The organism is Methylobacterium mesophilicum SR1.6/6 (genome assembly GCF_000364445.2).
GTDB classification, from domain to species: Bacteria; Pseudomonadota; Alphaproteobacteria; order Rhizobiales; family Beijerinckiaceae; genus Methylobacterium; species Methylobacterium mesophilicum_A.
This window is the reverse complement of the sequence record NZ_CP043538.1, coordinates 1,511,844-1,534,952: the sequence shown is the minus strand read 5'-3', so window position 1 is coordinate 1,534,952 and position 23,109 is coordinate 1,511,844. Positions and strand designations below refer to the sequence as shown.

The 23,109-nt window shown below is 69.7% G+C and carries 27 protein-coding genes; 14 read left to right on the top strand and 13 right to left on the bottom strand.

Annotated elements, in window-relative coordinates:
- Nucleotides 1-8 precede the first annotated feature (8 nt).
- Both prmC and MMSR116_RS07125 read left to right on the top strand, forming a co-directional pair.
- Nucleotides 9-911 (top strand): peptide chain release factor N(5)-glutamine methyltransferase, encoded by a 903-nt coding sequence (prmC, locus tag MMSR116_RS07130; RefSeq protein ID WP_010683482.1) that lies wholly within the window; start codon nucleotides 9-11, stop codon nucleotides 909-911.
- Nucleotides 912-1,331: 420 nt separating this feature from the next.
- Nucleotides 1,332-2,414: a DUF4167 domain-containing protein gene (locus MMSR116_RS07125; protein ID WP_010683481.1), complete on the top strand. Its 1,083-nt coding sequence runs from the start codon at nucleotides 1,332-1,334 to the stop codon at nucleotides 2,412-2,414.
- 622 nt (nucleotides 2,415-3,036) lie between these two features.
- Here the strand turns inward: MMSR116_RS07125 and MMSR116_RS07120 are convergent.
- From MMSR116_RS07120 to MMSR116_RS07110, 3 genes are all read right to left on the bottom strand, one after another.
- Complete coding sequence (locus tag MMSR116_RS07120; RefSeq protein ID WP_010683480.1) at nucleotides 3,037-3,762, bottom strand: RlmE family RNA methyltransferase; 726 nt, start codon at nucleotides 3,760-3,762, stop codon at nucleotides 3,037-3,039.
- Between the two features lie 10 nt (nucleotides 3,763-3,772).
- Nucleotides 3,773-4,855, bottom strand: coding sequence for a Ppx/GppA phosphatase family protein (locus tag MMSR116_RS07115; RefSeq protein WP_010683479.1), 1,083 nt, complete (start codon nucleotides 4,853-4,855; stop codon nucleotides 3,773-3,775).
- 112 nt (nucleotides 4,856-4,967) lie between these two features.
- Complete coding sequence (locus MMSR116_RS07110; protein WP_007568119.1) at nucleotides 4,968-5,441, bottom strand: response regulator; 474 nt, start codon at nucleotides 5,439-5,441, stop codon at nucleotides 4,968-4,970.
- 312 nt (nucleotides 5,442-5,753) lie between these two features.
- Between MMSR116_RS07110 and MMSR116_RS32210 the strand changes: the two genes are divergently transcribed.
- From MMSR116_RS32210 to adh, 6 genes are all read left to right on the top strand, one after another.
- Nucleotides 5,754-6,554 (top strand): cold-shock protein, encoded by an 801-nt coding sequence (locus tag MMSR116_RS32210; RefSeq protein WP_010683478.1) that lies wholly within the window; start codon nucleotides 5,754-5,756, stop codon nucleotides 6,552-6,554.
- 97 nt (nucleotides 6,555-6,651) lie between these two features.
- Complete coding sequence (locus tag MMSR116_RS07100) at nucleotides 6,652-6,906, top strand: hypothetical protein (RefSeq protein ID WP_039892869.1); 255 nt, start codon at nucleotides 6,652-6,654, stop codon at nucleotides 6,904-6,906.
- Between the two features lie 252 nt (nucleotides 6,907-7,158).
- Nucleotides 7,159-7,470 (top strand): hypothetical protein, encoded by a 312-nt coding sequence (locus MMSR116_RS07095; protein WP_010683476.1) that lies wholly within the window; start codon nucleotides 7,159-7,161, stop codon nucleotides 7,468-7,470.
- Nucleotides 7,467-8,990, top strand: a complete 1,524-nt coding sequence (locus MMSR116_RS07090) for a PepSY-associated TM helix domain-containing protein (protein WP_244625614.1) — start codon at nucleotides 7,467-7,469, stop codon at nucleotides 8,988-8,990. Before MMSR116_RS07095 ends, MMSR116_RS07090 begins: the two co-directional genes overlap by 4 nt.
- On the top strand, nucleotides 8,987-9,334 hold the full coding sequence (locus tag MMSR116_RS07085) for a DUF3325 domain-containing protein (protein ID WP_010683474.1): 348 nt from the start codon (nucleotides 8,987-8,989) through the stop codon (nucleotides 9,332-9,334). The genes MMSR116_RS07090 and MMSR116_RS07085 overlap by 4 nt, the downstream gene beginning before the upstream one ends.
- A gap of 344 nt (nucleotides 9,335-9,678) precedes the next feature.
- A complete protein-coding gene (adh, locus tag MMSR116_RS07080) occupies nucleotides 9,679-11,202 on the top strand; it encodes an aldehyde dehydrogenase (protein ID WP_010683473.1) in 1,524 nt (507 codons plus the stop codon).
- 80 nt (nucleotides 11,203-11,282) lie between these two features.
- Here the strand turns inward: adh and MMSR116_RS07075 are convergent, their stop codons facing one another.
- Nucleotides 11,283-11,576: a hypothetical protein gene (locus MMSR116_RS07075; RefSeq protein ID WP_010683472.1), complete on the bottom strand. Its 294-nt coding sequence runs from the start codon at nucleotides 11,574-11,576 to the stop codon at nucleotides 11,283-11,285.
- A gap of 133 nt (nucleotides 11,577-11,709) precedes the next feature.
- Here MMSR116_RS07075 and MMSR116_RS07070 point away from each other — a divergent pair, with 133 nt between their 5' ends.
- Genes MMSR116_RS07070 through MMSR116_RS07060 form a run of 3 tightly spaced genes read left to right on the top strand, consistent with a single transcriptional unit; the run spans nucleotide 11,710 to nucleotide 13,002 of the window.
- Nucleotides 11,710-12,135, top strand: coding sequence for a DUF779 domain-containing protein (locus MMSR116_RS07070; RefSeq protein ID WP_010683471.1), 426 nt, complete (start codon nucleotides 11,710-11,712; stop codon nucleotides 12,133-12,135).
- 16 nt (nucleotides 12,136-12,151) lie between these two features.
- Complete coding sequence (locus tag MMSR116_RS07065; RefSeq protein WP_010683470.1) at nucleotides 12,152-12,565, top strand: carboxymuconolactone decarboxylase family protein; 414 nt, start codon at nucleotides 12,152-12,154, stop codon at nucleotides 12,563-12,565.
- On the top strand, nucleotides 12,562-13,002 hold the full coding sequence (locus MMSR116_RS07060) for a cupin domain-containing protein (protein WP_010683469.1): 441 nt from the start codon (nucleotides 12,562-12,564) through the stop codon (nucleotides 13,000-13,002). Before MMSR116_RS07065 ends, MMSR116_RS07060 begins: the two co-directional genes overlap by 4 nt.
- 39 nt (nucleotides 13,003-13,041) lie before the next feature.
- On the opposite strand, the gene MMSR116_RS07055 is transcribed toward MMSR116_RS07060, so the two are convergent.
- From MMSR116_RS07055 to gap, 6 genes are all read right to left on the bottom strand, one after another.
- A complete protein-coding gene (locus MMSR116_RS07055) occupies nucleotides 13,042-14,094 on the bottom strand; it encodes a tetratricopeptide repeat protein (protein WP_051072154.1) in 1,053 nt (350 codons plus the stop codon).
- Nucleotides 14,091-14,735 carry a thiamine phosphate synthase gene (locus MMSR116_RS07050; RefSeq protein WP_010683467.1) on the bottom strand — a complete coding sequence of 215 codons (645 nt, stop codon included), beginning with the start codon at nucleotides 14,733-14,735 and terminating at the stop codon, nucleotides 14,091-14,093. Before MMSR116_RS07050 ends, MMSR116_RS07055 begins: the two co-directional genes overlap by 4 nt.
- Nucleotides 14,736-14,754: 19 nt before the next feature.
- The gene (gene fba / locus MMSR116_RS07045; RefSeq protein ID WP_010683466.1) at nucleotides 14,755-15,825 is read right to left on the bottom strand and encodes a class II fructose-bisphosphate aldolase; all 1,071 of its coding nucleotides are present in this window, start codon (nucleotides 15,823-15,825) and stop codon (nucleotides 14,755-14,757) included.
- 397 nt (nucleotides 15,826-16,222) lie between these two features.
- Nucleotides 16,223-17,425: a phosphoglycerate kinase gene (locus MMSR116_RS07040; protein ID WP_010683465.1), complete on the bottom strand. Its 1,203-nt coding sequence runs from the start codon at nucleotides 17,423-17,425 to the stop codon at nucleotides 16,223-16,225.
- Between the two features lie 34 nt (nucleotides 17,426-17,459).
- A complete protein-coding gene (locus MMSR116_RS07035; RefSeq protein ID WP_010683464.1) occupies nucleotides 17,460-17,927 on the bottom strand; it encodes a hypothetical protein in 468 nt (155 codons plus the stop codon).
- Between the two features lie 83 nt (nucleotides 17,928-18,010).
- Nucleotides 18,011-19,015, bottom strand: a complete 1,005-nt coding sequence (gene gap / locus MMSR116_RS07030; protein ID WP_010683463.1) for a type I glyceraldehyde-3-phosphate dehydrogenase — start codon at nucleotides 19,013-19,015, stop codon at nucleotides 18,011-18,013.
- A 450-nt stretch (nucleotides 19,016-19,465) separates the two neighbouring features.
- Here gap and MMSR116_RS07025 point away from each other — a divergent pair, with 450 nt between their 5' ends.
- From MMSR116_RS07025 to MMSR116_RS07015, 3 genes are all read left to right on the top strand, one after another.
- On the top strand, nucleotides 19,466-19,750 hold the full coding sequence (locus tag MMSR116_RS07025) for a DUF4164 family protein (protein ID WP_010683462.1): 285 nt from the start codon (nucleotides 19,466-19,468) through the stop codon (nucleotides 19,748-19,750).
- A 42-nt stretch (nucleotides 19,751-19,792) separates the two neighbouring features.
- Complete coding sequence (locus MMSR116_RS07020; protein WP_010683461.1) at nucleotides 19,793-20,164, top strand: cell division protein ZapA; 372 nt, start codon at nucleotides 19,793-19,795, stop codon at nucleotides 20,162-20,164.
- A gap of 170 nt (nucleotides 20,165-20,334) precedes the next feature.
- On the top strand, nucleotides 20,335-20,814 hold the full coding sequence (locus tag MMSR116_RS07015) for a DUF1203 domain-containing protein (protein ID WP_010683460.1): 480 nt from the start codon (nucleotides 20,335-20,337) through the stop codon (nucleotides 20,812-20,814).
- A 70-nt stretch (nucleotides 20,815-20,884) separates the two neighbouring features.
- Here the strand turns inward: MMSR116_RS07015 and MMSR116_RS07010 are convergent, their stop codons facing one another.
- The 3 genes from MMSR116_RS07010 to madL form a co-directional block, all read right to left on the bottom strand.
- Nucleotides 20,885-21,553, bottom strand: coding sequence for a GntR family transcriptional regulator (locus tag MMSR116_RS07010; protein ID WP_010683459.1), 669 nt, complete (start codon nucleotides 21,551-21,553; stop codon nucleotides 20,885-20,887).
- Nucleotides 21,554-21,643: 90 nt separating this feature from the next.
- Nucleotides 21,644-22,447 (bottom strand): malonate transporter subunit MadM, encoded by an 804-nt coding sequence (gene madM / locus MMSR116_RS07005; RefSeq protein WP_010683458.1) that lies wholly within the window; start codon nucleotides 22,445-22,447, stop codon nucleotides 21,644-21,646.
- 4 nt (nucleotides 22,448-22,451) lie between these two features.
- A complete protein-coding gene (madL, locus tag MMSR116_RS07000; protein WP_010683457.1) occupies nucleotides 22,452-22,910 on the bottom strand; it encodes a malonate transporter subunit MadL in 459 nt (152 codons plus the stop codon).
- Between the last annotated feature and the right edge of the window lie 199 nt (nucleotides 22,911-23,109).

Sequence of the window (23,109 nt, the reverse complement as noted above, 5' to 3'; positions counted from 1 at the left end):
CGGCCGGGATGTCGGGATCGTGCCAGGGCCTGTCCCGCCGGGCCGCCCTGCGCTGGAGCGCGGCGCGCCTGCGCGACGGCGGCCTTCGCGAGGTGGACGGCGACGCGCGCTTCCTGCTGCTGGGCGTGCTCGGGCTGGAGACGCGGGACCTCCTCGTCGATGGCGACACGCGGCTCGCCGGACACGAGGCGGCAGCACTCGACGCGGCCCTGGCGCGGCGGCTCGGAGGCGAGCCGGTCGCCCGCATCCTCGGCGCCTGGGAGTTCTGGGGGCTTCCGTTCCGCCTCTGTCCCGAGACCCTGGTGCCGCGTCCGGACACAGAGATCCTCGTCGAGGCCGCCCTCGCGGCGGTGCCGGATCGGGATGCGCCTCTGCGCTGTCTCGATCTCGGCACCGGATCGGGCTGCATCCTCACGGCGCTGCTCCATGAGCGCCCGGCAGCCACGGGCTTCGGGGTCGACCGCTCGGTCGCCGCGCTGAGGATCGCCCGCGCCAACGCCTTGGCGAACGGGGTCGGCCGACGTGCGGCTTTCCTCGCTGGCGACTGGTGCGAGGCGCTCCGAGGCACCTTCGACCTGGTGGTCTCGAACCCGCCGTACATTGCGCGAGCCGTGATCCCGACCCTTGACCGCGAGGTCCAGATCCACGATCCGCTCGGGGCCCTGGACGGCGGCGAGGACGGGCTCGACGCCTACCGCCGCATCCTGGACGGAGTGCGTTCAGGCGCGCTCCTGGCCCGCAGCGGGACGCTGGCGGTCGAGATCGGCTTCGATCAGGCCGACGCGGTGCGAGAGCTCGCCCTGGCTGCGGGGTTTACCGATCGCGGATTGCGACGCGACCTCGCCGGACACGACCGTGTTCTGAGCTTCGGTCTTGCGGACGGTCTTTCAACCGGCCATCGGGATGCCTAACTTTGGGCTGACGATGTCGGCATCGAGAAAATGCTTGTTGCATAAGCCGGGGGACGCTAAAGTCGGCTTGAAGATCGCGAACCGTTCGTTAAGACGGACGATCATATGGTCGGTGGCGACCGTGGGTCGCTGGCAGGTTCGCTGATCCCCCAGACCGTCGAACCAGGGCGCGCAGGTGAGTGCGCGGCGGTTCGGCAGCTTTCGAATCTGACAATCGACTGGTTGCCTCGCCTGGGTCTGAGCGCGCGGCACGAGGGATGGTCAGACAGGCGCGCAGACCGCTCCGCGGTCGCACGCGGGACGCCGCCGGATGCGCTTGGCCGGGCTGCGTCAGGAAATACCTTCCGGGCGCCCCCGTAGACAGTCGTTTGCGTGAACGAGGGTCACCAAAGACCGATGAGACCAAACCAGAATCGACGGATGCGCGGCCGCAACCGGCCGAAGGGTCCGAATCCGCTGACGCGCTCGTACGAATCCAACGGTCCCGACGTCAAAATCCGCGGCACCGCGCAGCATATCGCCGACAAGTACGCGCAACTCGCGCGCGACGCGCTGGCGGCGGGCGATCCGGTGGCAGCCGAGAACTATTTCCAGCACGGTGAGCACTATTTCCGGATTGTCTCCGGTGCTCAGGAGCAGAACCGACCGGCGAATACCGGTGGTTATGCCAGTCGTCCGTACGACGACGACATGGACGAGGGCGACGAGGACGGCCAGGGCAACGGTGCCGGACCGAACGGTCACGCCTATAGCGGCTACGACGACGGCGACCCGAGCCAGCAGCCGCAGCCCTACGAGAGTCGCCCGGACCAGCACCAGGATGGCCGTCAGGGCCGGGACCGGTTCCAGAACCGCGACCAACGCCGGTTCGACAACAACGGTCGGCAGGATTACCGCCGGCAGGATCAGCCGCGTCAGGACTACCGGCAAGATTATCAGCGCCAGGATTACCGGCAGGACCGCTCGGAGCGGCAGGATCGCCAGGATTTCAGCCGGCCGGACTACCGCCAGGACCGCCAGGACGGCCGCCAAGACAATCGTCAGGATAGTCGGCCGGACAGCCGGCAAGACAACCGTCCAGAGTCCCGGCAGGATAATCGGTACGAAGCGCGGCCGGACAGCCGGCCGGACGTTCGCCCCGATCAGGGCCGCTACGACGGCAATCGCGGCGAGGCACCGCGGAATGAAGGCAGGCCGGAGGGCCGCCCCGAGCGCGCGCCGCGCAGCGAGACGCCGCGGCAGGAGGCGGCACCGCGCCGCGAGCGTCGCCGCGAGCCGGCGCCCGCTGCGGTCGCCGAGGAGCCGACTGGCCTGCCGGCCTTCCTGATGGCCCCGGCGCGACCCGCCCCTGCGGTCGAGCCGCCGGCATCTCCGGAGCCGGAAGCCGCCGCCAGCGAGGAAGCCCCCGCCAAGCCGCGTCGCCGCCGCCGTCCGCGTTTCGAGAGCGTCGCGGCGGATGAGGGCGGGGCCGCCCCGTCCGGCAACGACGGGCCGACGGAGTAAGCGGCGGTTCGAGGACCGCGTCTTCAGGAGGGGCTGCCCGGGATGACCGCGGCAGCCCCTTTTCTTTGCTCGCCGCACGGGCGCGCCGGTCGCCGGTCCTCGTCGCCATTTTCCCGAGGATCAGGCGGCGACGACGGCTGATCTCGCCGAACGGCGCGTTCTCAAAAAGCCCGGGTCCGTCGGGTTTCGGCAGGGTGACGCCGAACATCAGGGCGAGCGTGTCGGTCACGCGGCCAATGCAGTCGTCGCGGCAGTACGTCTCCGGCAGACAGAAGAGCCTCGACGATCTGTCTGCCGAGGTGCGCCCGCGCAGCCCGCCTGCGGGCTGCGCGGGCCTCCAGCGGTACGACGGGGAGCCGTGGCAGCAGGTTGGCCCAGACGATCGGGACTGCGCCGGCGCCGAGTGCTCCTCGGTCGCCCGTCCGACCGACGCTGATCTCCGCAAGCGCGCATATCACGTCGACGCGGTGTCGGGCGGCGAGCTGCGCCCGCCAGGGATGCACCGCGTCGACGGGGCTCTCCCGCTCGAAGCGGCGGCCGAGGGCGTCGAGAGGCGCATCCGCGAGGAGCCCACCGACGACGACGAGCGACCGCGCCCACGCAACCGGCGCCTGAGGTCGGCTCAGCCCGCGTCGGCAGACGCCCCGCTGGTCGGCGCTCCGCGATAGCCCGTCGCCAGGACGTAGAGTTCGCTGGAATCCGCGCGGCTGGCGGCCGGCTTCACGTGACGGACGACGGCGAAGTCGCGCTTCAGGTCGGTCAGGAGGGCGCCCTCGGTGCCGCCCTGAAGCACCTTGGCCAGATAGGCGCCGCCCGGTGCCAGGATCTCGCGGGCGAACGCGGCCGCCGTCTCGGCGAGACCGATGATGCGCAGGTGATCGGTCTTCTTGTGACCCGTGGCGTTCGCTGCCATGTCGGACAGCACCAGATCGGCGGGTCCGCCGAGCAGTGCGGTCAGCTTGGCCGGCGCCTCGTCGTCGAGGAAGTCCAGCGTGATGAACTCGACCCCGGCCATGGGCTCGATCTCCAGCAGATCGATGCCGACGACCCGGCCGGTCGACCCGACCGTGCGCGCGGCAACCTGCGACCACCCCCCGGGGGCGGCGCCGAGGTCGACGACCCGCTGGCCGGGCCGCAGCAGCTTGTAGCGCTCGTCGATCTCGATGAGCTTGTACGCCGCACGGGATCGATAGCCCTCGCGCTTCGCCCGCGCCACGTAGGGATCGTTGAGCTGGCGCTCGAGCCAGCGCTTCTGCGACAGGGTCCGTCCGCGGCCGGTCTTCACCCGCTGCTTCAGGTCCCCGCGCACGCCGCCCCCGGAACTCGCGCCGCCGCGCCGGTCGCTCATCGCGATGTCCTCATCGCACCGGCTTCCTGTTCCAGACGCCGTCCTCCCGCATCATGTTCATCAGCAAGCCTTCACGCAGGCCGCGATCGGCGATGCGCAGGCGCTCGGCGGGGAAGGCCCGGCGGATCGCCTCGAGGATCGCGCAGCCGGCGAGCACCAGATCGGCGCGGTCCCGACCGATGCAGGGATTGTCCGCGCGCTGTTCCAGGCGGGTGTCGAGCAGGTCATCGATGGCGGTTGTCACCTCGTCATCGGTCATCCACAGGCCGTCGACGCGCCGCCGCTCGTAGCGCGCCAGACGCAGGTGCATCGCGGCGATCGTCGTCACGGTGCCCGAGGTACCGAGCAGATGGAACCGGGGCGCCGTCGCGGCCGCCGCGGCGCGCAGGGCGAAGGCGGACAGCTTCTCGGCCACCTCCTCGACCATCCCCTCGAACATCCGCCGCGTCACCTCGGCACCGCCGTGACGCTCCGCCAACGTGACCACGCCGACCGGCAGCGAATCCCAGGCGCGGATCCGCAGGGTCGGGTCCGTAGACGGGTTGGCGGCCGCACCGTCGAGCCACGCGATCTCGGTGGAGCCGCCGCCGATGTCGAAGATCACGACCGACTCCGCCAGCGGGTCGGCCAGCGCCGCGCAACCGGTGACGGCCAGATAGGCCTCGGTCTGGCGGTCCACGATCTCCAGGTCGAGCCCCACGCCGCGGCGGACGCGCTCGACGAAGGCCGCGCCGTTCACGGCCAGGCGGCACGCCTCCGTGGCGATGATCTTGGCGCGCTGCACCCCGCGCACCTGCATCTTGGTCCGGCAGATCCGCAGCGCCTCGACGGTCCGCTCGATCGCCGCGTCGCTCAGGCGGTCGGAGGTGCCGAGCCCCTCGCCGAGACGCACGATGCGCGAGAACGCGTCGATCACCCGGAAGCCGCTGTAGGTCGGCTCGGCGATCAGCAGGCGGCAGTTGTTGGTGCCGAGATCCAGCGCCGCGTAGGCGGCGCGACGGCGATCCCGGCCCGGGAAGGGGTCAGGCGTGTGAAGCGGCGCCGCGCCGGTCTGGATTCGGGACGGTGCGGCCGCGGCGGTCTCGTCCCTCATCGGCGCGGCCGTCGATCCTCAGGGTCGGCCAGGAGCGTCGCGCTCGGCCTTTGTTAATCGATGACCCTACAGGCTCGGTGGGGAACTGCAACGTCCGATCGCAGGCCCGCGATCAGGCCACCGCCTTCATGGCGCTGGTGCGTCGCGGAATCGGGCGCAGCAGGCTCTTCACCTGCGAATACGGCCGCGGCCGGTTGATCACCTCGTCCAACCGCGACCACAGGGTCTTGGGCGAGAACGGCTTGGCGATGATCTCATTGACGCCGAGCGCCACCGCCCGGTCGACCACGTTGCGGCGCGGCTGGGCCAGCATCAGGATGATCGGGATCGTGGGGCAGGGCGAGGTGGTCGGCGTGCGCGCGAGCCGGATGAACTCCTCGCCCGACAGGATCGACAGGTCCCAGTCGATGATGCTGATGTCGGGCTTGCTCTCCGCCAGCACGCCGAGCGCCTCGGCGCCGTCCGGTGCTTCGAGGACGCGCTTGATCCCGACGCGCATCAGCATGTCACGCACGATTCGGCGGATGTAGAGGCTCTCATCGACGACGAGGGCCGAGAGGTCGGGGAAGGTCGGTGTCGCGATCATGACGGCCGGCGGTGCGGAGCGCGTCTTCGACCTTACCCACGCAGCGTTTGCGTTTCGCTAACGCCATCACTCCACTGCGAACGACCAGTGCGCCCCGCACCGACGTCTGCGTTGTTTGCCGCAAGAAAGTAACGAAACGGGCGCGTTTGGGGCCAGAAGGTCCTTGCGGTCAAGGCCCGATTGCGTCAGGACTGGGGCGTTATTCTTGGTTACCGCGACCTGGGGTAATGATAGTGCGGGGCGTGGGCTGTCTGGGATGGCGCGCACGCGGTATTCGAGACAAGGGCGGCGGACGGTTTTTGCGAGCTTTCTATGGGACGTGGTCGTGATTTCAGGGGGCCGCAGAAGCGCGGCTTCGACGAGAGTGGCGAGCCGAGATGGCCTGATCAAGCTGCCCCCAGCGGCGGATTCGGCGGTGGGTACGGTGGTGGCGGTGGTGGCTTCGGCGGCGGCGGCGGTGGCTTCGGCGGCGGTGGCTTCGACCGCGGCCCGGCGCGTGGCGCTGCCCCGGTCGCGTCGGGGCCCGAGCGCGACGCCACCGTCAAGTGGTTCAACAAGGAGAAAGGCTTCGGCTTCGTCGAGCTGGGTGACGGCTCGGGCGATGCCTTCCTCCACATCCGCGCCGTCGAGGCGGCCGGTCACGCGGACCTCATGCCGGGTACCCGTCTGACGGTCACCACGGCCCAGGGTCAGAAGGGCCCGCAGGTGACCAGCGTCACCAGCGTCGACACGTCCACGGCCGAGGCTCCCGCGCCCCGGCGCGAGTTCCGTCCGCGCACCGGCGGCTTCGGCGCCGGCGGTGGCGGCGGTGGTTACGGCGGTGGCGGCGGCTACGGCGGTGGCGGCGGTGGGTACGGCGGCGGTGGCGGCGGCGGCGGTGGCCGCTTCGCCAGCGGCCCGTCGGTGGAGATGAGCGGCACCGTGAAGTGGTACGACCCTGCGAAGGGCTTCGGCTTCGTCTCGGTCAATGACGGCGGCAAGGACGTGTTCGTCCACCGCTCCGCTCTCTCCCGGGCCGGCCTCGACTCCCTCGCCGAGGGCCAGCAGGTCACGCTCGGCGTTGTCGAAGGCCAGAAGGGCCGCGAGGCCCAGAGCATCAACGTCGAGGACTGAGCGGGTCACGGCGGCCGCTTTGCCGCCGCGATCAGCGACGAGACTTCAGGGCGGCGGCTCCGATCGGGGCCGCCGCCTTGTTTGTTGCAGACTGACCATGAGCCGCGTCTTGCTGCCGATCCTGCTGAGTCTCGTCGCCGGCAGCGCCCGCGCGGACGACTTCACCGGATTTTACGCGGGTCTCAACGCCGGCTACGGCTGGGGTAGAGACCGAGCGGAGACGAGGCCCGGCAACCACGTCGTCGCTGGACGACCCGATGCCGGCGCCTATTTGCCTCCCAGCGCCATGGACGCAGCCGCGTCGATCCGAGGGGCCAAGCGTGCGGAGCCGGATAGAGTCCTGAGACGCTGAGCCACCCCGTATCGGGAGCGTAGGACCCGATTGGACCGTCCCATCGCCAAGAGCCGGGCGAACGGGACAGGGCAGACGCGGCACGTGCTCCTGACAATCGGGATCCTCACGTGCGCCGTCACGGGACACCTTCTCAGCTCGGCACCTAAGCCTCTCTCGCCACACTGGAATCGTTCCGGAACATAGGCGTTGCGCCGCCGCGACGGTCGCTTTAGGTCGCCCCATGGGCTCACGGAAACGAGAGGTGGCGCCATGAGCGCCCGGGCAACGCCGACCCTGTCCGATCGCCTCACCGTTGCAGGCCGCGTAGTCTTGGCGGCGCTCGGCGGCTACGGCGTGGCGGCGCTCGCGACCGGCCTTCTCGCGGTGACGCTGCCGGGCCCCAGGGCCGAAGCCGTGTCCGCCGCCACACTCGCGAGCTTCGCCATCATGGCGGCGGTCGGGATCTGGGTTTTCGCGGCGCGGACGCTCGCCGTCGCGGCGGTCGTCGTGGCCATCCTGGCTGCCCTTCTGGCGGCGGCTCTCTGGGCAGCGGGCGGCCTGACAGGCGGGGCCGTCGCGTGAGCCAAACCGGGAGTTTCCGCCAGGCCATGGCGTGGCTGCACACGTGGTCCGGCCTTGTGGTCGGCTGGGTGCTGTTCGCGATCTTCGTGACCGGGACGGCGAGTTACTATCGCAGCGAGATCTCGCGCTGGATGCGCCCCGAACTGTCCGAGTCGGCCCCTGACCCCGTCGCGGCGGCCACCCGCGCAGGCATGTTCCTGCGCAAGACAATGCCGGACGCCGTGGGCTGGTCCGTCAGGCTGCCGAAGGCGGACAGCCCGGCCGTGGAGGTCTACTGGTGGCAGAGCCCCGCGGGCCCCTACCACCACGCCCTCCTCGATCCCGCGACCGGGGAACGGTCGGCGGTCCGCGACACGCAGGGCGGCGATTTCCTCTACCGCTTCCACTACGAGCTGCATCTGCCGCCGATCTGGGGGCGCTGGATCGTCTCGGCCTGCGCCACGATCCTGCTGATTGCGCTGATCGCCGGTATCGTCACGCACCGGCGCATCTTCGCCGACTTCTTCACCTTCCGGCGGGATCGCTCGGCACAGCGCGGATGGCTCGACGCCCACAACGTGGTCGGGGTCCTCGCCCTGCCGTTCCACCTGATGATCGTCTATTCCGGCCTCGTCCTGCTGTCGTCGATGCTGATGCCCTGGGGCATCCAGGCGGCCTATCACGGCGACGAGCTCCGCTATTACGCGGAGGCGGGCATCATGACGCCCGGCCGTCCGCCCGAGGGTCGGCCCGGCGTGCCGCTGCCGCTGGGCGAGATCGTGGACCGGGCGACTGCCGCGGGCGGTGAACCGCCCGAAGTCCTGTTCGTCTCGATGCCCGGGGATGCCGGCGCGACCGCGACGGCGTATTTCGAGGAGCCACACGGGCTCACGCATCTCCACCCGCAGATCGCCTACGCCGCCGACACCGGCGCCGAGATTTCCCGGGTCGGCGTGGCCGGGGCCGCCACGCGGACGGGCGCCGTGATGGCCGGCCTCCACCAGGGCCATTTCGCGCCGGCACCCCTGCGCCTGCTGTTCTTCCTCTGCGGCGTGATGGGCGCCGCCGCCATCGGCTCGGGCCTCGTGCTCTGGACGGTTGCGCGGGCGCCGAGGGGCGCGGATCCGGAAGGCTTCGGCCTGCGCTTCGTGCGGTTTCTGAACATCGGGACCATCGCGGGCCTTCCGGTGGGATTGGCGGCCTACTTCCTCGGGAATCGCCTCCTGCCGGCCGGCCTGGAAGCCCGGGGCGACTGGGAGGTCCGCGGCTTCTTCGCCGCCTGGGCGATCGCCGCCCTGCTGGCGATGCTCTACCCGCGGGCGAAAGCCTGGTCCGCGGCGCTCGGCCTGGCGGCAGCAGCCTTCCTGGCGATCCCGGTCGCCGACATGTTGACGGTCGGCGAAGCGCGATTCCTCGGGTTCGACGCCGCGATCACGGTGATCGGGCTGGTGCTCCTCCTCGGTGCCCGGCTGGCGGCCCGGCGCGGCGAGATTGCCCGCGAGCGGGCCGTCGCGACCCTGCACGGGACCGTCGAAGCGTGACCATCCCCGCTCTGCTGTTGAGCCTGCTCCTGGGCTTCTCGGGCTTCGCCGCCCTGGCCTTGAGCCTCGACCGTCATCATCGGGCCGCCTTCCGGTCGCCCGTGCCCCGGCGGCGGGTTCCGAGCCTCCGTGCGGCCGGATGGTCAGGACTGGCGCTGTCGTTCGCGGCGGCCGTGGCGTCCGCGGGCTGGAATTTCGGTCCCGTCCAGTGGACCGGGGCGTTGACCGGATCGGCCCTGATGGTCGTGGCGCTGATCTCCTATCGGCCGCGCTGGCTGCGGCCGGCCGCGCTGGCGGCGCTGCCGCTCGCCGCCCTCATCCTTCCGCTCACCTTCCTGGGCTGATTCGTGAGCTGATCTTGGCAGGCCGCGCTTCCGCGCGACGCCGTCTCTGGCGCCCCATGGGTGCAGGCCTTCCCGACGGGTCGTCTGATCGCGCGCCGCTCCGGTCAGCGGTCGAATGGTGGCGCCGGAGCCGCCGGATCGCCCCCCTCGCGGCGCTGGCCGGAAGGGCGTAGGATCGCCTCACTCGCGCACTGGCCAAAAGTCCATCTTGATTCGGCGCGCCAAAAGCCATTGGCTGCGACCATAGTTGAACCGGACGCGGCCCTGAGATCGGTCGCCCGAGCGCCAGCTTAAGCCCAAGAGCCGCGGTTCGCGAGGCCGGGGCCCACGGAGGGAACACAGCGATGAACAAGCCGGAATTCCTCGGCGACGCCAAGGTCAAGTCGCCCTTCTCGGCCCGCTACGAGAACTTCATCGGCGGCCAGTGGGTCGCCCCCGCGGCCGGCCGCTACTTCGAGAACACCTCGCCGATCACCGGCAAGGTCATCTGCGAGGTCGCCCGCTCCGATGCCCAGGATGTCGAGAAGGCCCTCGACGCCGCCCACGCCGCCAAGGAGGCCTGGGGCCGCACGGCGCCGGCCGAGCGCGCCCGGATCCTCCTCAAGATGGCCGACCGGATGGAGGAGAACCTCGATCTGATCGCCCTGGCCGAGACCTGGGACAACGGCAAGCCGATCCGCGAGACGACCCACGCCGACATCCCGCTCGCCATCGACCATTTCCGCTACTTCGCCGGCTGCGTGCGGGCGCAGGAAGGCTCGATCTCCGAGATCGACCACGACACGGTCGCCTACCATTTCCACGAGCCGCTGGGCGTGGTCGGTCAGATCATTCCGTGGAACTTCCCGATCCTGATGGCGGTGTGGAAGCTCGCCCCGGCTCTCGCCGCCGGCAACTGCGTGGTCCTCAAGCCCGCCGAGCAGACCCCGGCCTCCGTGCTGGTTCTGATGGAGATCATCGGCGACCTGCTGCCGCCGGGCGTGCTCAACGTGATCAACGGCTTCGGGCTCGAGGCCGGCAAGCCGCTCGCCTCGTCGCCGCGGATCGCCAAGATCGCCTTCACGGGTGAGACGACCACCGGCCGCCTCATCATGCAGTACGCGTCGCAGAACCTGATCCCGGTGACGCTCGAGCTCGGCGGCAAGTCGCCGAACATCTTCTTCGCCGACGTGGCGAACGAGGACGACGACTTCCTCGACAAGGCCCTCGAGGGCTTCACGATGTTCGCCCTCAATCAGGGCGAAGTCTGCACCTGCCCGAGCCGGGCGCTGGTGCATGAGTCGATCTACGACCGCTTCATGGAGCGGGCGGTGAAGCGCGTCGAGGCGATCACGCAGGGTTCGCCGCTGGACCCGGCCACCATGATCGGCGCCCAGGCCTCGGGCGAGCAGATGGAGAAGATCCTCTCCTACATCGACATCGGCCGGCAGGAGGGCGCGCAACTGCTCACCGGCGGCGAGCGCAACGTCAAGGACGGCGAGTTCGCCGAGGGCTTCTACGTGAAGCCGACCGTCTTCCGCGGCCACAACAAGATGCGCATCTTCCAAGAGGAGATCTTCGGACCGGTCCTGTCCGTGACGACCTTCAAGGACGACGCCGAGGCGCTCTCCATCGCCAACGACACCCTCTACGGCCTCGGCGCCGGTGTCTGGACCCGCGACGGGACCCGCGCGTACCGCTTCGGCCGGGCGATTCAGGCCGGGCGCGTCTGGACGAACTGCTACCACGCCTACCCGGCCCATGCGGCCTTCGGCGGCTACAAGCAGTCCGGCATCGGCCGCGAGACGCACAAGATGATGCTCGATCACTACCAGCAGACCAAGAACATGCTGGTCAGCTACTCGGCCAAGAAGCTCGGGTTCTTCTAAGCTTCTTGTCGGGTCAACCCCCGAGACAACTTCAGCCCCGGCCTTGCGGCCGGGGCTTTTTCGATCCGGATCTAACCCGGTCAGTCGAGGCCGAAGCCGTAGCCCTCGAAGGGCGCGTTGGCGATGGACCCGGGGGCCATGGGTCCGGCATCGCCGCTGACGCTCGGGATGTCGTCCGGCGGCCCGTCCCAGCCGACGACGCCCATCGGGTTGTCGGGCGTCACGTTGGGGTTTCCGGCGACGCGCCACGCGTGCTGGACGAACAGAGGCTGCTCCCGGGGCTGGACACGGAGCGAGAGCGGGTCGGCCGCGGCAGGCCCGGCGAGGGCGAGCAGGGCGAGGGCGAGACAGGCGACGGGCTGGCGATGGATCATGGCGGGCTCTCCCGATCCCCGGGGGCGATGAGCCCCGGCGATCAGGAACACAACGCGCGGCGGACCGAGTCGGAACCAGCGTGGAAATCCGCCGAACACCGCGCATATTCAGACATCGGGAGCGGAGGCTGGCATGGATACGGACACGACGATCGACGCTAACGTTGCGGAGCAGGTCGGGGCCGACGGCACGCCCCTTCGGGTCACCGCGACCCCGAAGGCGCTCGCGCTGATCGACGAGTTGCGGGGCGAGTACGGTCCGGTGATGTTCCACCAGTCCGGCGGCTGCTGCGACGGCTCCTCCCCGATGTGCTATCCGGTGGGCGACTTCGTCATCGGCGACGGCGATGTCCATCTCGGCACGGTCGGGGGCGCCGACTTCTTCATCAGTCGGTCGCAGTTCGAGGTCTGGAAGCACACGCACCTGATCCTCGACGTCGTGCCCGGCCGTGGCGGCATGTTCTCGCTGGAGAACGGGCGTGAGAAGCGGTTTCACATCCGCTCGCGGATGTTCTCCGACGCGGAGAATCGCGCGCTCGAAGGGGCCTGCAAACTCTGACGAAGGAGGGGCGGCCGTGGCGACCTTGAAGCTCTGGAACGACCCCGAGGCCGAGGCCGATCCACGCGTCCGCGCGGTCTTCGCGGATATCCGGGCGACCCGCGGCTCGGACTTCGTCAACAACTTCTGGCGCGGCCTCGCCAACGATCCCGCGCTTCTGGAGCGGACGTGGTCGACGCTGAAGGCCGTGATGGGTCCGGGCACCCTCGATCCGCTGACCAAGGAACTGGTCTACATCGCGGTCTCCATCGCCAATGGCTGCCCCTACTGCATCCACTCCCACACGGCCGCGGCGCGGGCGAAGGGCTTGACGGCGGAGCAGCACGGGGAGTTCCTGGCGGTCGTCGGCATGGCGAACCAGACCAACGCGCTGGTCAACGGCATGCAGATTCCTGTCGATCCCGCCTTCAAGGTGGAGGAAGGTCCATGAGTTCCGGGTCCGACGCGCGGGGGGAACCGTTCCGGGTGGTGCACGAGAGTGCGCCCTTCCGGGGCAAGCAGGGGCACCTCTACCGGCCAGCGATCTCCGCGGAGGCCGTGGGGTCGAAGGCGCTGCACATGCAGCTCCTGGAGATCCCGCCGGGCGAGCGCGCCCACGCCCACAAGCACGAATCGCACGAGACCGCGATCTACGTCCTGTCGGGCGTTTCGGGGTGCTTCTGGGGTGAGCGGCTGGAGAACCACGCGATCGCGGGCGCCGGCGAGTTCGTCTACATCGCCGCCGACGTCCCGCACCTCCCATACAACCGCAGCCAGACCGAACCGGTCACCGCGGTGATCGCCCGGACCGACCCGAACGAGCAGGAGAGCGTGGTGCTCCTGCCGGAGCTGGAAGCCGGCGTCGACTGGTCGAAGGCGGAGGCCTAGAAACGGTCTTCACGTCGGTGGCGAGCGGCCTGGGGGCCTTCAGCGCTGCTCGATCCGCTCGTTGGCGAGGCGCTCGGCCCGGCCGCGCTCATCCGCCGAGAGACCCGAGAGCGTCTGGTCGAGCCACGCGTCCGAGAGGCCCTGGCCAGCGGCGGCGAGGTTCCAGGCTGCCGCCTCGACGAGGTTCTTCCCGACGCCGCGCCCGACGGCGTAGAGCCGCGCCACACGGTTCTGCGCGATGGCGTTGCCGCGGGAGGCCGCGTGCAGGAAGTAGCGGGCCGCCGAGCGCTCGTCCTTGGTGACGCCGTTGCCGTTGAACAGCAGGATCGCGTACTCGACCTCGCTGGCGAGATCGCCGTTATCCGCGCCCCGGCGGAACCACGCCGCCGCCTTGACCGGGTCCTTCGGCACGCCGCGGCCCTGGAGGTAGAGCACGCCGAGATCGTGCTGGGCGGGGCCGATCTCCGCTTCCGCGGCCTTGCGGAACTGGGCTGCCGCCGCAGCCTCGTCGGCGGACGCGCCGCTGCCGATCAGGATCAGGCCGAGATTGTAGGCCGCCGTCGGCGAGCCGTGGGCCGTGGCCTCTTCCAGCCAGCGCCGGCCGGCCTTCGCATCCTTCGGCATCCCGCGGCCGTCGAGCGCCATCAGTCCCAGCGACGACATCGCGGCGGCGTCGTTCTGCGCGGCGGCGAGCCTGTACCACTCGGCAGCCTTGACGGGATTCTGCTTCACGCCGAGCCCCTGGTTGTACAGCTCGCCGAGCAGCGTCATCGCGGGCGCATCCTTGGGATTGGCCTCGATGCGCTTGGTCGCCTCACGGAAGGCGGTGACGTACTGGCCGCGCTGGTAGGCGCCGTAGGCGAAATCCGGCGGCTGGCCGTTCGCGGGCGGTACGGCGCCGCGCGTGTAGTTCGGCGTGTAGGGGCTCGGCAGCTCCGGCATCTGCGCCTTGCCGGGCTGCGCGGCGGCGCCGGCGGCAGCCGGCACGGGGGTCCGGGCCGGATCGGCCGGTCCGGAAGCCGCCCAGGCCGGCAGAGCCAGGGCACAGGCGACAGCCAAGCCCGGAACCCGACGAAGCGCGCGACCGCTCACGCGGCCATCTCCTGCAGGACGCGCTGCGCCCGCTCGACGGCGCCGGGATCCTGCAGCCAGAGAGCGCTCTCCAATCCGATGAACTCCGAACCGGTCGCGCAAAGCGGCGCGACCTCGTCGGGCGCGGCCGCCACGGCGATGCAGGGCGTCTCGAAGATCTCCGCCCACCACGCGGCGCGGGCGCGCACGGTCTCCGGATCCGGCGCGACGCCGTCCGGATAGAGGCCGCCGAACATCAGGTAGTCGATCCCGGCTTCCCCGGCCTCCATGGCCGTATGCTTGGTCTCGAGGCCGCCGGCGCCGAGAATGCGCCCGTCCCGCAGCCGGCCGCGCAGATCCTTCAGGTCGCGCGGCTTGTCGACGTGGATGCCGTCGGCGCCGCCGCGGATCGCCACCGCGGCGAGATCGCCGGCAAAGCCCGGACAGGCCACGACCAGGGCGGCGCCATGCTCCTGCGCCACCGGCGCGACCTGCTTGACGCGCGCCGTGAGACTGCGCTCGTCGCCGGCGGCGAGCCGAAGGATCACCGCGGCGACATCGCCGACGGCGCAGGATGCCCGCAGGGCCGTCACGAAGCTCTCGATGCCGCCGGCATCGAGGCCGTGCGGCCCGAGCAGGGCGAGACGCGCGCTGTTGCTCATCGGACCCGCTGCGTCACCCTCAGCGTGCGCCGATCTTCGGGTCGAGGGCGCCGCTGGCGTAGCGCTTCGCCATCTCGGCGACCGAGATCGGCCGGATCTTCGAGCCCTTGCCGGCGGTGTTGAACTCCTCGAAGCGCTGCTTGCAGAGCTTGGTCATCGCCTCCATGGCGGGCTTCAGATACTTGCGCGGATCGAACTCGGAGGGGCTCTCCATGAGCACCTTCCGGATCTGGCCGGTCATCGCCATGCGGTTGTCCGTGTCGATGTTGATCTTGCGCACGCCGTGCTTGATGCCGCGCTGGATCTCCTCGACAGGGACGCCCCAGGTCGGCTTCATCTGGCCGCCGTACTGATTGATGATGTCCTGCAGGTCCTGGGGGACCGACGACGAGCCGTGCATGACGAGGTGGGTCGTCGGCAGACGGCGGTGGATCTCCTCGATCACGTTCATCGCCAGCACCTCGCCATCGGGCTTGCGGGTGAACTTGTAGGCGCCGTGGCTCGTGCCCATGGCCACCGCCAGCGCGTCGACCTTGGTGGCCTCGACGAACTTCATGGCCTCATCCGGATCAGTCAGGAGCTGGTCGTGGCTCAGCGTACCCTCGGCGCCGTGTCCGTCCTCGGCCTCGCCCTGGCCGCTCTCGAGCGAGCCGAGCACGCCCAGCTCGCCCTCGACGGAGACGCCGGCCCAGTGGGCCATCTTGGTGACGTTGCGGGTGATCTCGACGTTGTAATTGTAATCGGCCGGGGTCTTGCCGTCGGCCTTCAGCGAGCCGTCCATCATCACCGAGGTGAAGCCGTACTGGATCGCGGTGGCGCAGGTGGCTTCGTTGTTGCCGTGGTCGAGATGCATGCAGACCGGGATGTGCGGGTAGATCTCGACCAGGCCGTCGATCAGCTTGGCCAGCACGACGTCGTTGGCGTAGGCACGGGCGCCGCGGCTCGCCTGCAGGATCACCGGCGAGTCGGTGGCGTCGGCCGCCGCCATGATGGCGAGCCCCTGCTCCATGTTGTTCAGGTTGAAGGCGGGCACGCCGTACTCGTGCTCAGCGGCATGATCGAGGAGTTGCCGGAGGGTGATGCGTGCCATCGTGCCTGTCTTCCCGTTTCCGTCTGGTCGTCCGCCCGATCGCCGGTCGCGCCGTGAAGCTCTCAGCTGGGCTATATCGTGCCGGTCTGCCGAGTGCTTCGCTTTCGGTCAATCTCCGAAACCGAATTGCGTATTCCTTCGGCAGATGATCCTCAGCCGGTTCAGCTCTCCACGGCCCGAACCCGTTCCCCGACCTCACTGACACGCACGTCGACATCGCCCCTGTGCGCGTCGAGCCTGTCGAAACGCACGAGCGCCTGAGCGTGAATCGCCTCGATCCCCGTCAGGGTCTGGAAGGTCGCGTCCCCCCCTTGTCACCCAGCGACTCGGCCGCCCGGGCGATGACGGCCGGCAGTATAGATCGTGACGAGCCAGGGGACGAGAGCAGAGTCCCGTCTCAGCCCTTCGCGCGCAGGGCTTCGACACCCGGGAGGGCCTTGCCTTCCAGCCATTCGAGGAAGGCGCCCCCTGCGGTCGACACGTAGGTGAAGGTCTGCGCCACGCCGGCATGGTTCAGAGCAGCCACGGTGTCGCCGCCGCCGGCCACGGAAACGAGGTTCCCGTCCTTCGTCCGCGCGGCCGCATGCTTGGCGGCAGCCACCGTCGCGGCGTCGAAGGGCGCGAGTTCGAACGCCCCCAGCGGACCGTTCCACACCAGGGTCTTCGACCCGTCGATCGCGGCGTTGATCTCGGCGACGGAGCGCGGTCCGGCATCGAGGATCATGCTGGACTGCGGCACGGCATCGACCGGGACGGTCTCGTGGGGGGCCTGCGCCTTGAACTCCGTCGCCGCGACGGCGTCGACCGGCAGGATGATCCGGCAGCCTGCCTTCTCGGCGGCGGCCAGGATCCGGGTTGCGGTCTCGGCGAGGTCCTTCTCGCAGAGCGACTTGCCCACGGTCTTGCCCTGCGCATGCAGGAAGGTGTTGGCCATGCCGCCGCCGATCACCAGCATGTCGACCTTGGCGACGAGGTTTTCCAAGAGATCGATCTTGGACGAGACCTTGGCGCCGCCGACGAGGGCGATCACCGGACGCTGCGGCGATTCCAGGCCCTTGGTCAGGGCGTCCAGCTCCGCCTGCATTTCGCGGCCGGCATAAGCCGGCAGGCGGTGCGCCAGTCCCTCGGTGGAGGCGTGAGCCCGGTGGGCGGCCGAGAAGGCTTCGTTGACGTACACGTCGCCGTTCGCCGCCAGGGCATCGGCGAAGGTTGCGTCGTTCTTCTCCTCGCCGGCATGGAAGCGGGTATTCTCCAGCAGCAGCACGTCGCCGTCCTGCAGCGCCGCCACCGCCTTGGCGGCCGCGTCGCCGATGCAGTCCGGCGCGAAGGCGACCGGGCGGCCCAGGGCCTTACCCAGGGCCGGGACCACCGGCTCCAGCGAGTCCTTCGGCTCCCGCTTGCCCTTCGGACGCCCGAAATGCGCCAGCAGGATCACCTTCGCGCCCTGCTCGGAGACCTCGCGGATCGTCGGGACGACGCGCTCGATCCGGGTCGCGTCGGTGACACGGCCGTTCTCCATCGGCACGTTCAGGTCGACGCGCATGAGCACGCGTCGACCCTTGAGGGATCCGGCATCGTCGAGGGTGCGGAAGGCGCTCATGCGGTGCTGTCGAGGTCCTATGCGGGTCGTTGTCTTACTGGACGGTGGTGCCGATCGCGGCCCGTTGCGGCAGCAGCCGGTCGAGGTTGAGCCGCTGCACCGCGACCAGCAGCACGACGGTCAGGATGGCGGTGATCACGGCGGTCAGCACGAGGGCGCCGGTGCTGGGCAGGCGCCGCGTGCGCTCGGCGAGGCCGCGCATCTCCGTCCGGAGCGCCGCCAGATCGGATTGCCGGGCCGCCTCGTTCATCCGATTGGAAGCGTTCTCGACCTTGTCCTCGACACGGGACAGCAGCGCCTCGGATCGAGCATACTTGTCCTCGATCCGGGAGCACTTGTCCTCGATCCGCGCGAGCTGGTCGAAGAGCTGGTTTGCGGGGAGGGCGTGGGACGGGGTCGCGACCGCCGGCGCGGCCGTCGCGACCGGCGGCGTCGGAGCGGGCCCAGGCGCGGGCGGCACGGCCGACGGAGTGCTCGACGTACCCAGCGAAGCGTCGGTCATCCCTGGAGAGTCCCTGGTTCGAGGTGAGGCCGTCCGATGAAGAGCGGGTCCGCCGCCCTTCGAGGGGCGGCGGACATCGTCGATCAGATGAGCTTCGCCATCGCCACGGCCGTGTCGGCCATGCGGTTCGAGAAGCCCCACTCGTTGTCATACCACGACAGGATGCGCACGAAGGTGCCGTCCATGACCTTGGTCTGGTCGAGGTGGAAGGTCGACGAGTGCGGATCGTGGTTGAAGTCGATCGAGACGTTCGGCCGGTCGGTCACGCCGAGCACGCCCTTCAGCGGGCCAGCGGCGGCGGCCTTGATGGCGTCGTTGATCTCCTGGACCGACGTCGCGCGCTTGGCCGTGAACACCAGATCCACCGCCGAGACGTTGGGGGTCGGCACGCGGATCGCCGTCCCGTCGAGCTTGCCCTTCAGCGTCGGCAGCACGAGTCCCACCGCCTTGGCGGCCCCCGTCGAGGTCGGGATCATCGAGAGGGCGGCGGCGCGGGCGCGGTAGAGATCCTTGTGCATCTGGTCCAGCGACGGCTGGTCGTTGGTGTAGGAGTGGATCGTGGTCATGAAGCCGCGCTCGATGCCCACGGCCTCGTCCAGCACCTTGGCGACCGGCGCGAGGCAGTTCGTCGTGCAGGAGGCGTTCGAAACGACGAGGTGCTCGCCGGTGAGCTTGTCGTGGTTGACGCCGTAGACCACCGTCAGGTCGGCGCCGTCGGCCGGGGCCGAGACGAGGACGCGCTTGGCGCCGGCATCGAGATGGGCCTTCGCCTTGTCCTTCGAGGTGAAGATTCCGGTGCATTCGAGCGCGATGTCCACGCCGAGGTCGCGATGCGGCAGCTCGGCCGGATTGCGAACGGCCGTGACCTTGATGCGCTTGCCGTTGACGACGAGGAACTCGCCGTCGACCGCCACCTCGCCGGGGAACCGGCCATGTACGGAATCGTAGCGGAGCAGGTGGGCGTTGGTCTCCACCGGGCCGAGATCGTTGATCGCCACGACCTCGATGTCGCTGCGGCCGGCCTCGGCGATCGCGCGCAGGACGTTCCGGCCGATGCGTCCGAACCCGTTGATGGCAACCTTCGTCACGGCGTCACTCCTTCCTGATGCGGCTCAGCGCCCGCCGGACCTGAGAGTGCGGTCCCCGGAGCGGTCTTGGCAGCCCGCCTCTGTGCCGGGCTGATCTGGCCGGGCGGATCTGGGCGGACGGGTTTGAACCGGCGATGAACCGGGCCGGGAGGACCGGGCTTCGCGCCCGTGGCCGTCGGATCGGACGGCGCGGCTGAGGCCTCGGAACTGTCGCGGACCGGCCATCCGGCATGTCTCGTGCGCACCCTCTCGAGAGCGCGCGGCTGTCTAACATGGTGCCTTGACCTGTCAAACGCGAGACCGTGACAAAGGCCCGCGTTCCACCGACCAATAAACAGGTTCGCGCGGTTCCACCGCGCGAACCGATCGATCACGCGGTCGGATGCCATTTCGGGCTGGAATTCCGGCTGCATTCGACGGAAAGCTTGTCGTCGAAGCGGACGAAGAACCATGGCCGACGATATCGACCTCAGTCCCATCGACGCGGCGCTCGCGCACCTCGATGCGGCCGTGAACCGCCTGGATGCCGTTGTCAGTCATCGACTCGAGTCCGCGGCGCAGCCGGACGACCGGGATGCGGAACTCGCCTTGATGAGCGAGGATCGCGCACGGCTGGCCGCGGCCCTCGATGCGGCGAGCGCGCGCCTCGCCGAGGTCACCACGACGACCGGCGAGGTCGGCCAGCGGCTCGACCGGGCGATCGAGACCGTTCAGGATGTGCTGCAACGCTCCTGACGCGGCGCGTGCCGCCGCCCGGAGCGCTCACCGGAGACGCCCTTGCCGCAGATCAACGTCACCATCGACGGACGCAGCTACCGCATGGCCTGCGGGGAGGGGGAGGAGGCCCACCTGACCGGCCTCGCCGGCACGCTGGATGAGCGGATCGCCGAGATGCGCAAGAGCTTCGGTGAGATCGGCGACATGCGCCTGCAGGTGATGGCGGCGCTGACGATCGCGGATGAGCTGGCCGAGCTGCGCGGCCGGCTCGCCGCATTGGAGGCCGACAATGCGGAGCTGCGCGTTGCCGCGGAAGCCGCCGAGCGCGGCCGGACCGGCGACGCCGAGCGCGCGGCGAGCGGAATCGGCCGGGCGGCCGAGCGGATCGGGAAGCTCGCGGAGGCGCTGGCCGGCCCGGCGCCGCGGGGCTGAGGACCGGCGCCGGCGGTATCGGCATCGGTGGTCGGCGGTTTCGGCGCAACGGCGGTCGAGCGGCTCCCGTCGGAATAATGCCCATCGCCCCGGTTTGAGAGCAAGGATCGGGATGCTTCGCGCCACGACAGGTCTCAGACAGGTCTCGGAGACGTCGCGGAGGTGTCCGAATGACCGACTTTCAATGCGTTCCGATCGCCGCGGAGACCGCTGATCGCTTCCGTCGCACCGGACTGGACGATCGCGGCAACGCGATCCGGCGGGTCATGGCGACAGCGAGCGGCGCATACCCATGCCGGCACTGCCTTCGCTTGGCAAAGCCGGGCGAACCCATGTTGCTCGGCTCGTACGATCTACCGAAGCCCCGCGGCCTCTACTGGACCCCGAGCCCGATCTTCCTGCACGAGACGACCTGTCCCCACGCCGAGATCCGGAACGCGGTGGCGCCGATCATCCGCGCCAACCCGCTCGTGTCGGTCCGGGCTTACGATACCGAACACCAATGCCTGTACGATCTCGGCCATGTCTGCGCGGGCGACGACGTCGATGCCCCGCTCGAACGCGCCCTCAGCGATGCGCGCACGGAATTCGTGAACGTCCACACGGCGAGGCCGGGATGCCTGCTCTCGCTCGTCGTCCGCCTGGCGTGACAGCCAAGGCCCCACAGGAGCGTCCCGCCGAGCAAGTTCCCCGCGGACGCGATCTGGCCGGTCCACCGCCTCAACCCGTCTCGGCGATGTAACGTCCCAGAGCCGCCGCCGCGCGAAGCATGTGCGCCCGCATCCGCCGGGCGGCCGTCTCGCCGTCGCCTTCCGCGATCGCCGCCAGGATGTCGCCGTGCTCCTCCCGGGAGCGGCGGATCCGGTCGGAGTGGCGCAGCTGCGTCCGTCGGAAGGCCGCCAGCCGCTCGCGGATCGCCAGGGCCTGCTCGGCCATGAAAGCGTTGTGGGTCCCGGCGTAGAGCGCCTCGTGGAAGATCCGGTTGAATCGGTCGTAGGCGTCGAGATCGCCGGCCTCCACGGCCGCGGCGGATTCCTCGTGCAACTCCATCAGGCCGCCGCGCTCCAGGGGCGTCATCCGGTAGGTTGCGAGGCGCGCGCACATCGCCTCGATCTCGGCTGTCGTCTCGAACATGTCGGCGATCCGCTGTGGTGTGAGGCGCGCAACCACCACGCCCCGGCGCGGCCGGATCTCCACGAGGCCCGAGGCCGCGAGCTGGCGCAGCGCCTCCCGGACCGGGGTGCGCGACGCGCCGTAGCGCTGTGCGAGATTCTGCTCGTCGAGGGCCGTACCGGCCGCGAGGGTACCCGACGCGATGGCGTCCGTCAGCGCGTCGCGGATCCGGTCTGAGAGCAGGCCGCTGTCGATCTTCTGGAAATCGCCGTGCATTCGCCGCTCCTCGACCCCGCCGCGCGGAGCGGCTTTCAGTCTCCGGGGCAGACGTTGCGATAGCACACCCTCATCCGCAGGGCCGAATTTTCAACCGAGGAAGGCCCGCACCGTCAGGAACAGGATCGAGGGACCGACGAGGCAGCCGATCCCGGTGTGGAACGTGGCGGTCAATGCACCGTAGGGCACGAGCTTGGGGTCGGTCGCCGCGAGACCGCCGGCGACGCCGCTGACCGTCCCCATCAACCCGCCATACGCCATGGCAGAGCGCGGGTTATCCAGGCCGATCAGCCGCGCCACCAAAGGTGTCCCGACCATCACCATGACTGCCTTGGTGACGCCGGTCGCGATGGAGAGCGCCATCACGGTGGAATCCGCGCCGATCGCCGCGCCGGTGACCGGGCCCACGATGTAGGTGATCGCGCCCGCGCCGATGGTCGTGACCGACACCGCGTCGTGGTAGCCGAAGGCCATGGCGGTCAGCGTCCCCACGATGAACGGCAAGATCGTGCCGAGGGCGAGCGCTAATACGCCGAGGAGCCCCGCGCGGCGGGCCTCGACCACATCGACCTCGAAGGCCGTGGCGACGATGGCGAAGTCGCGCAGCATCGCGCCGCCCATCAGGCCGATGCCGGCGAGCGCCGGGAGGTCGGCGAGCCCCTTCTTGCCGCCGGTGTAGAGCCCGCCGCAATAGGCCAGGACCAGCCCCAGCACGATGGCGATGGCCGAGCCGTGGACCCGCCCGTTGGTGAGCCGTTTGGCGGCGAAGTTGGAGATCAGGATCAGCGCCCCGACCACCGCGAACGCGGCCACCAGACTCTGCTCGACGAAGACGTGCTCGATGCCGTGCCAGACGGCATGCCCGATGCCGTGATCCCCGGATCCGTTTTCCATGGCGTCAGACCTTTTTGGCAACGGATGAGGCAGGCTGGACGGGGACGGGCGGCTCCGCCCCCCCGCCGATGACCGATCCGCCGTGCTCGACCGTCCCGTTGGATGCGTCGCGACGCCCGACGCGGCTCAGGAGGGCCACGGCACCGAAGCACAGGACGAGCGAGCCTGTGGCGGCGATCAGCACGATCGGGCCGCCGCTGACCGCCGCGACCACGTTCTGCTGCGCTGCCATCGCAACGACGATCGGGATGTACATCCCGGCCCAGAACTCGACGCCGAACTGGACACCCTTGGTCAGGCGGCCGCGCCGCGAGAGCCACAGCCGCGCGGCGATGAGCAGGATCATCGCGATGCCGACGCCGCCGACATTAGCCTTCACGCCGAGCAGCAGGCCCAGAAGATCGCCGAGATACACGCCGATCAGCGTGCAGGCCGCGAGCAGGGCGACACCGAGGACGATCATCGGCGTTGGCCTAGGTACAATACCGGTGACCTGCCGGCTGCCAGCCACTGCCCCGACGCGCGCGTCATAGTGCGTTTCCTTCCCGAATCAGCCTTCGGCCGTTCCGCTCAGTATGCAAGATATTGACAATTGGGCAATCCCGTATACGAAAGCGTGATCTGTTCGGCTTTGAAAATACGGACGGCCGCTCTATCTGGCG

Bases quoted from the DNA above. Each gene is read 5' to 3' on its own strand.
- MMSR116_RS07125 (WP_010683481.1), top strand. From the start codon at position 1,332: ATGCGCGGCCGCAACCGGCCGAAGGGTCCGAATCCGCTGACGCGCTCG.
- MMSR116_RS32210 (WP_010683478.1), top strand. From the start codon at position 5,754: ATGGGACGTGGTCGTGATTTCAGGGGGCCGCAGAAGCGCGGCTTCGAC.
- madL (WP_010683457.1), bottom strand. From the start codon at position 22,910: ATGATCGTCCTCGGTGTCGCCCTGCTCGCGGCCTGCACGCTGATCGGC.
- MMSR116_RS07070 (WP_010683471.1), top strand. From the start codon at position 11,710: ATGGATACGGACACGACGATCGACGCTAACGTTGCGGAGCAGGTCGGG.
- MMSR116_RS07075 (WP_010683472.1), bottom strand. From the start codon at position 11,576: ATGATCCATCGCCAGCCCGTCGCCTGTCTCGCCCTCGCCCTGCTCGCC.
- prmC (WP_010683482.1), top strand. From the start codon at position 9: ATGTCGGGATCGTGCCAGGGCCTGTCCCGCCGGGCCGCCCTGCGCTGG.
- MMSR116_RS07035 (WP_010683464.1), bottom strand. From the start codon at position 17,927: ATGACCGACGCTTCGCTGGGTACGTCGAGCACTCCGTCGGCCGTGCCG.
- MMSR116_RS07015 (WP_010683460.1), top strand. From the start codon at position 20,335: ATGACCGACTTTCAATGCGTTCCGATCGCCGCGGAGACCGCTGATCGC.
- MMSR116_RS07100 (WP_039892869.1), top strand. From the start codon at position 6,652: ATGAGCCGCGTCTTGCTGCCGATCCTGCTGAGTCTCGTCGCCGGCAGC.
- MMSR116_RS07050 (WP_010683467.1), bottom strand. From the start codon at position 14,735: ATGAGCAACAGCGCGCGTCTCGCCCTGCTCGGGCCGCACGGCCTCGAT.
- MMSR116_RS07010 (WP_010683459.1), bottom strand. From the start codon at position 21,553: ATGCACGGCGATTTCCAGAAGATCGACAGCGGCCTGCTCTCAGACCGG.
- MMSR116_RS07040 (WP_010683465.1), bottom strand. From the start codon at position 17,425: ATGAGCGCCTTCCGCACCCTCGACGATGCCGGATCCCTCAAGGGTCGA.
- MMSR116_RS07060 (WP_010683469.1), top strand. From the start codon at position 12,562: ATGAGTTCCGGGTCCGACGCGCGGGGGGAACCGTTCCGGGTGGTGCAC.
- MMSR116_RS07095 (WP_010683476.1), top strand. From the start codon at position 7,159: ATGAGCGCCCGGGCAACGCCGACCCTGTCCGATCGCCTCACCGTTGCA.
- fba (WP_010683466.1), bottom strand. From the start codon at position 15,825: ATGGCACGCATCACCCTCCGGCAACTCCTCGATCATGCCGCTGAGCAC.
- MMSR116_RS07025 (WP_010683462.1), top strand. From the start codon at position 19,466: ATGGCCGACGATATCGACCTCAGTCCCATCGACGCGGCGCTCGCGCAC.
- madM (WP_010683458.1), bottom strand. From the start codon at position 22,447: ATGGAAAACGGATCCGGGGATCACGGCATCGGGCATGCCGTCTGGCAC.
- adh (WP_010683473.1), top strand. From the start codon at position 9,679: ATGAACAAGCCGGAATTCCTCGGCGACGCCAAGGTCAAGTCGCCCTTC.
- MMSR116_RS07115 (WP_010683479.1), bottom strand. From the start codon at position 4,855: ATGAGGGACGAGACCGCCGCGGCCGCACCGTCCCGAATCCAGACCGGC.
- MMSR116_RS07110 (WP_007568119.1), bottom strand. From the start codon at position 5,441: ATGATCGCGACACCGACCTTCCCCGACCTCTCGGCCCTCGTCGTCGAT.
- MMSR116_RS07120 (WP_010683480.1), bottom strand. From the start codon at position 3,762: ATGAGCGACCGGCGCGGCGGCGCGAGTTCCGGGGGCGGCGTGCGCGGG.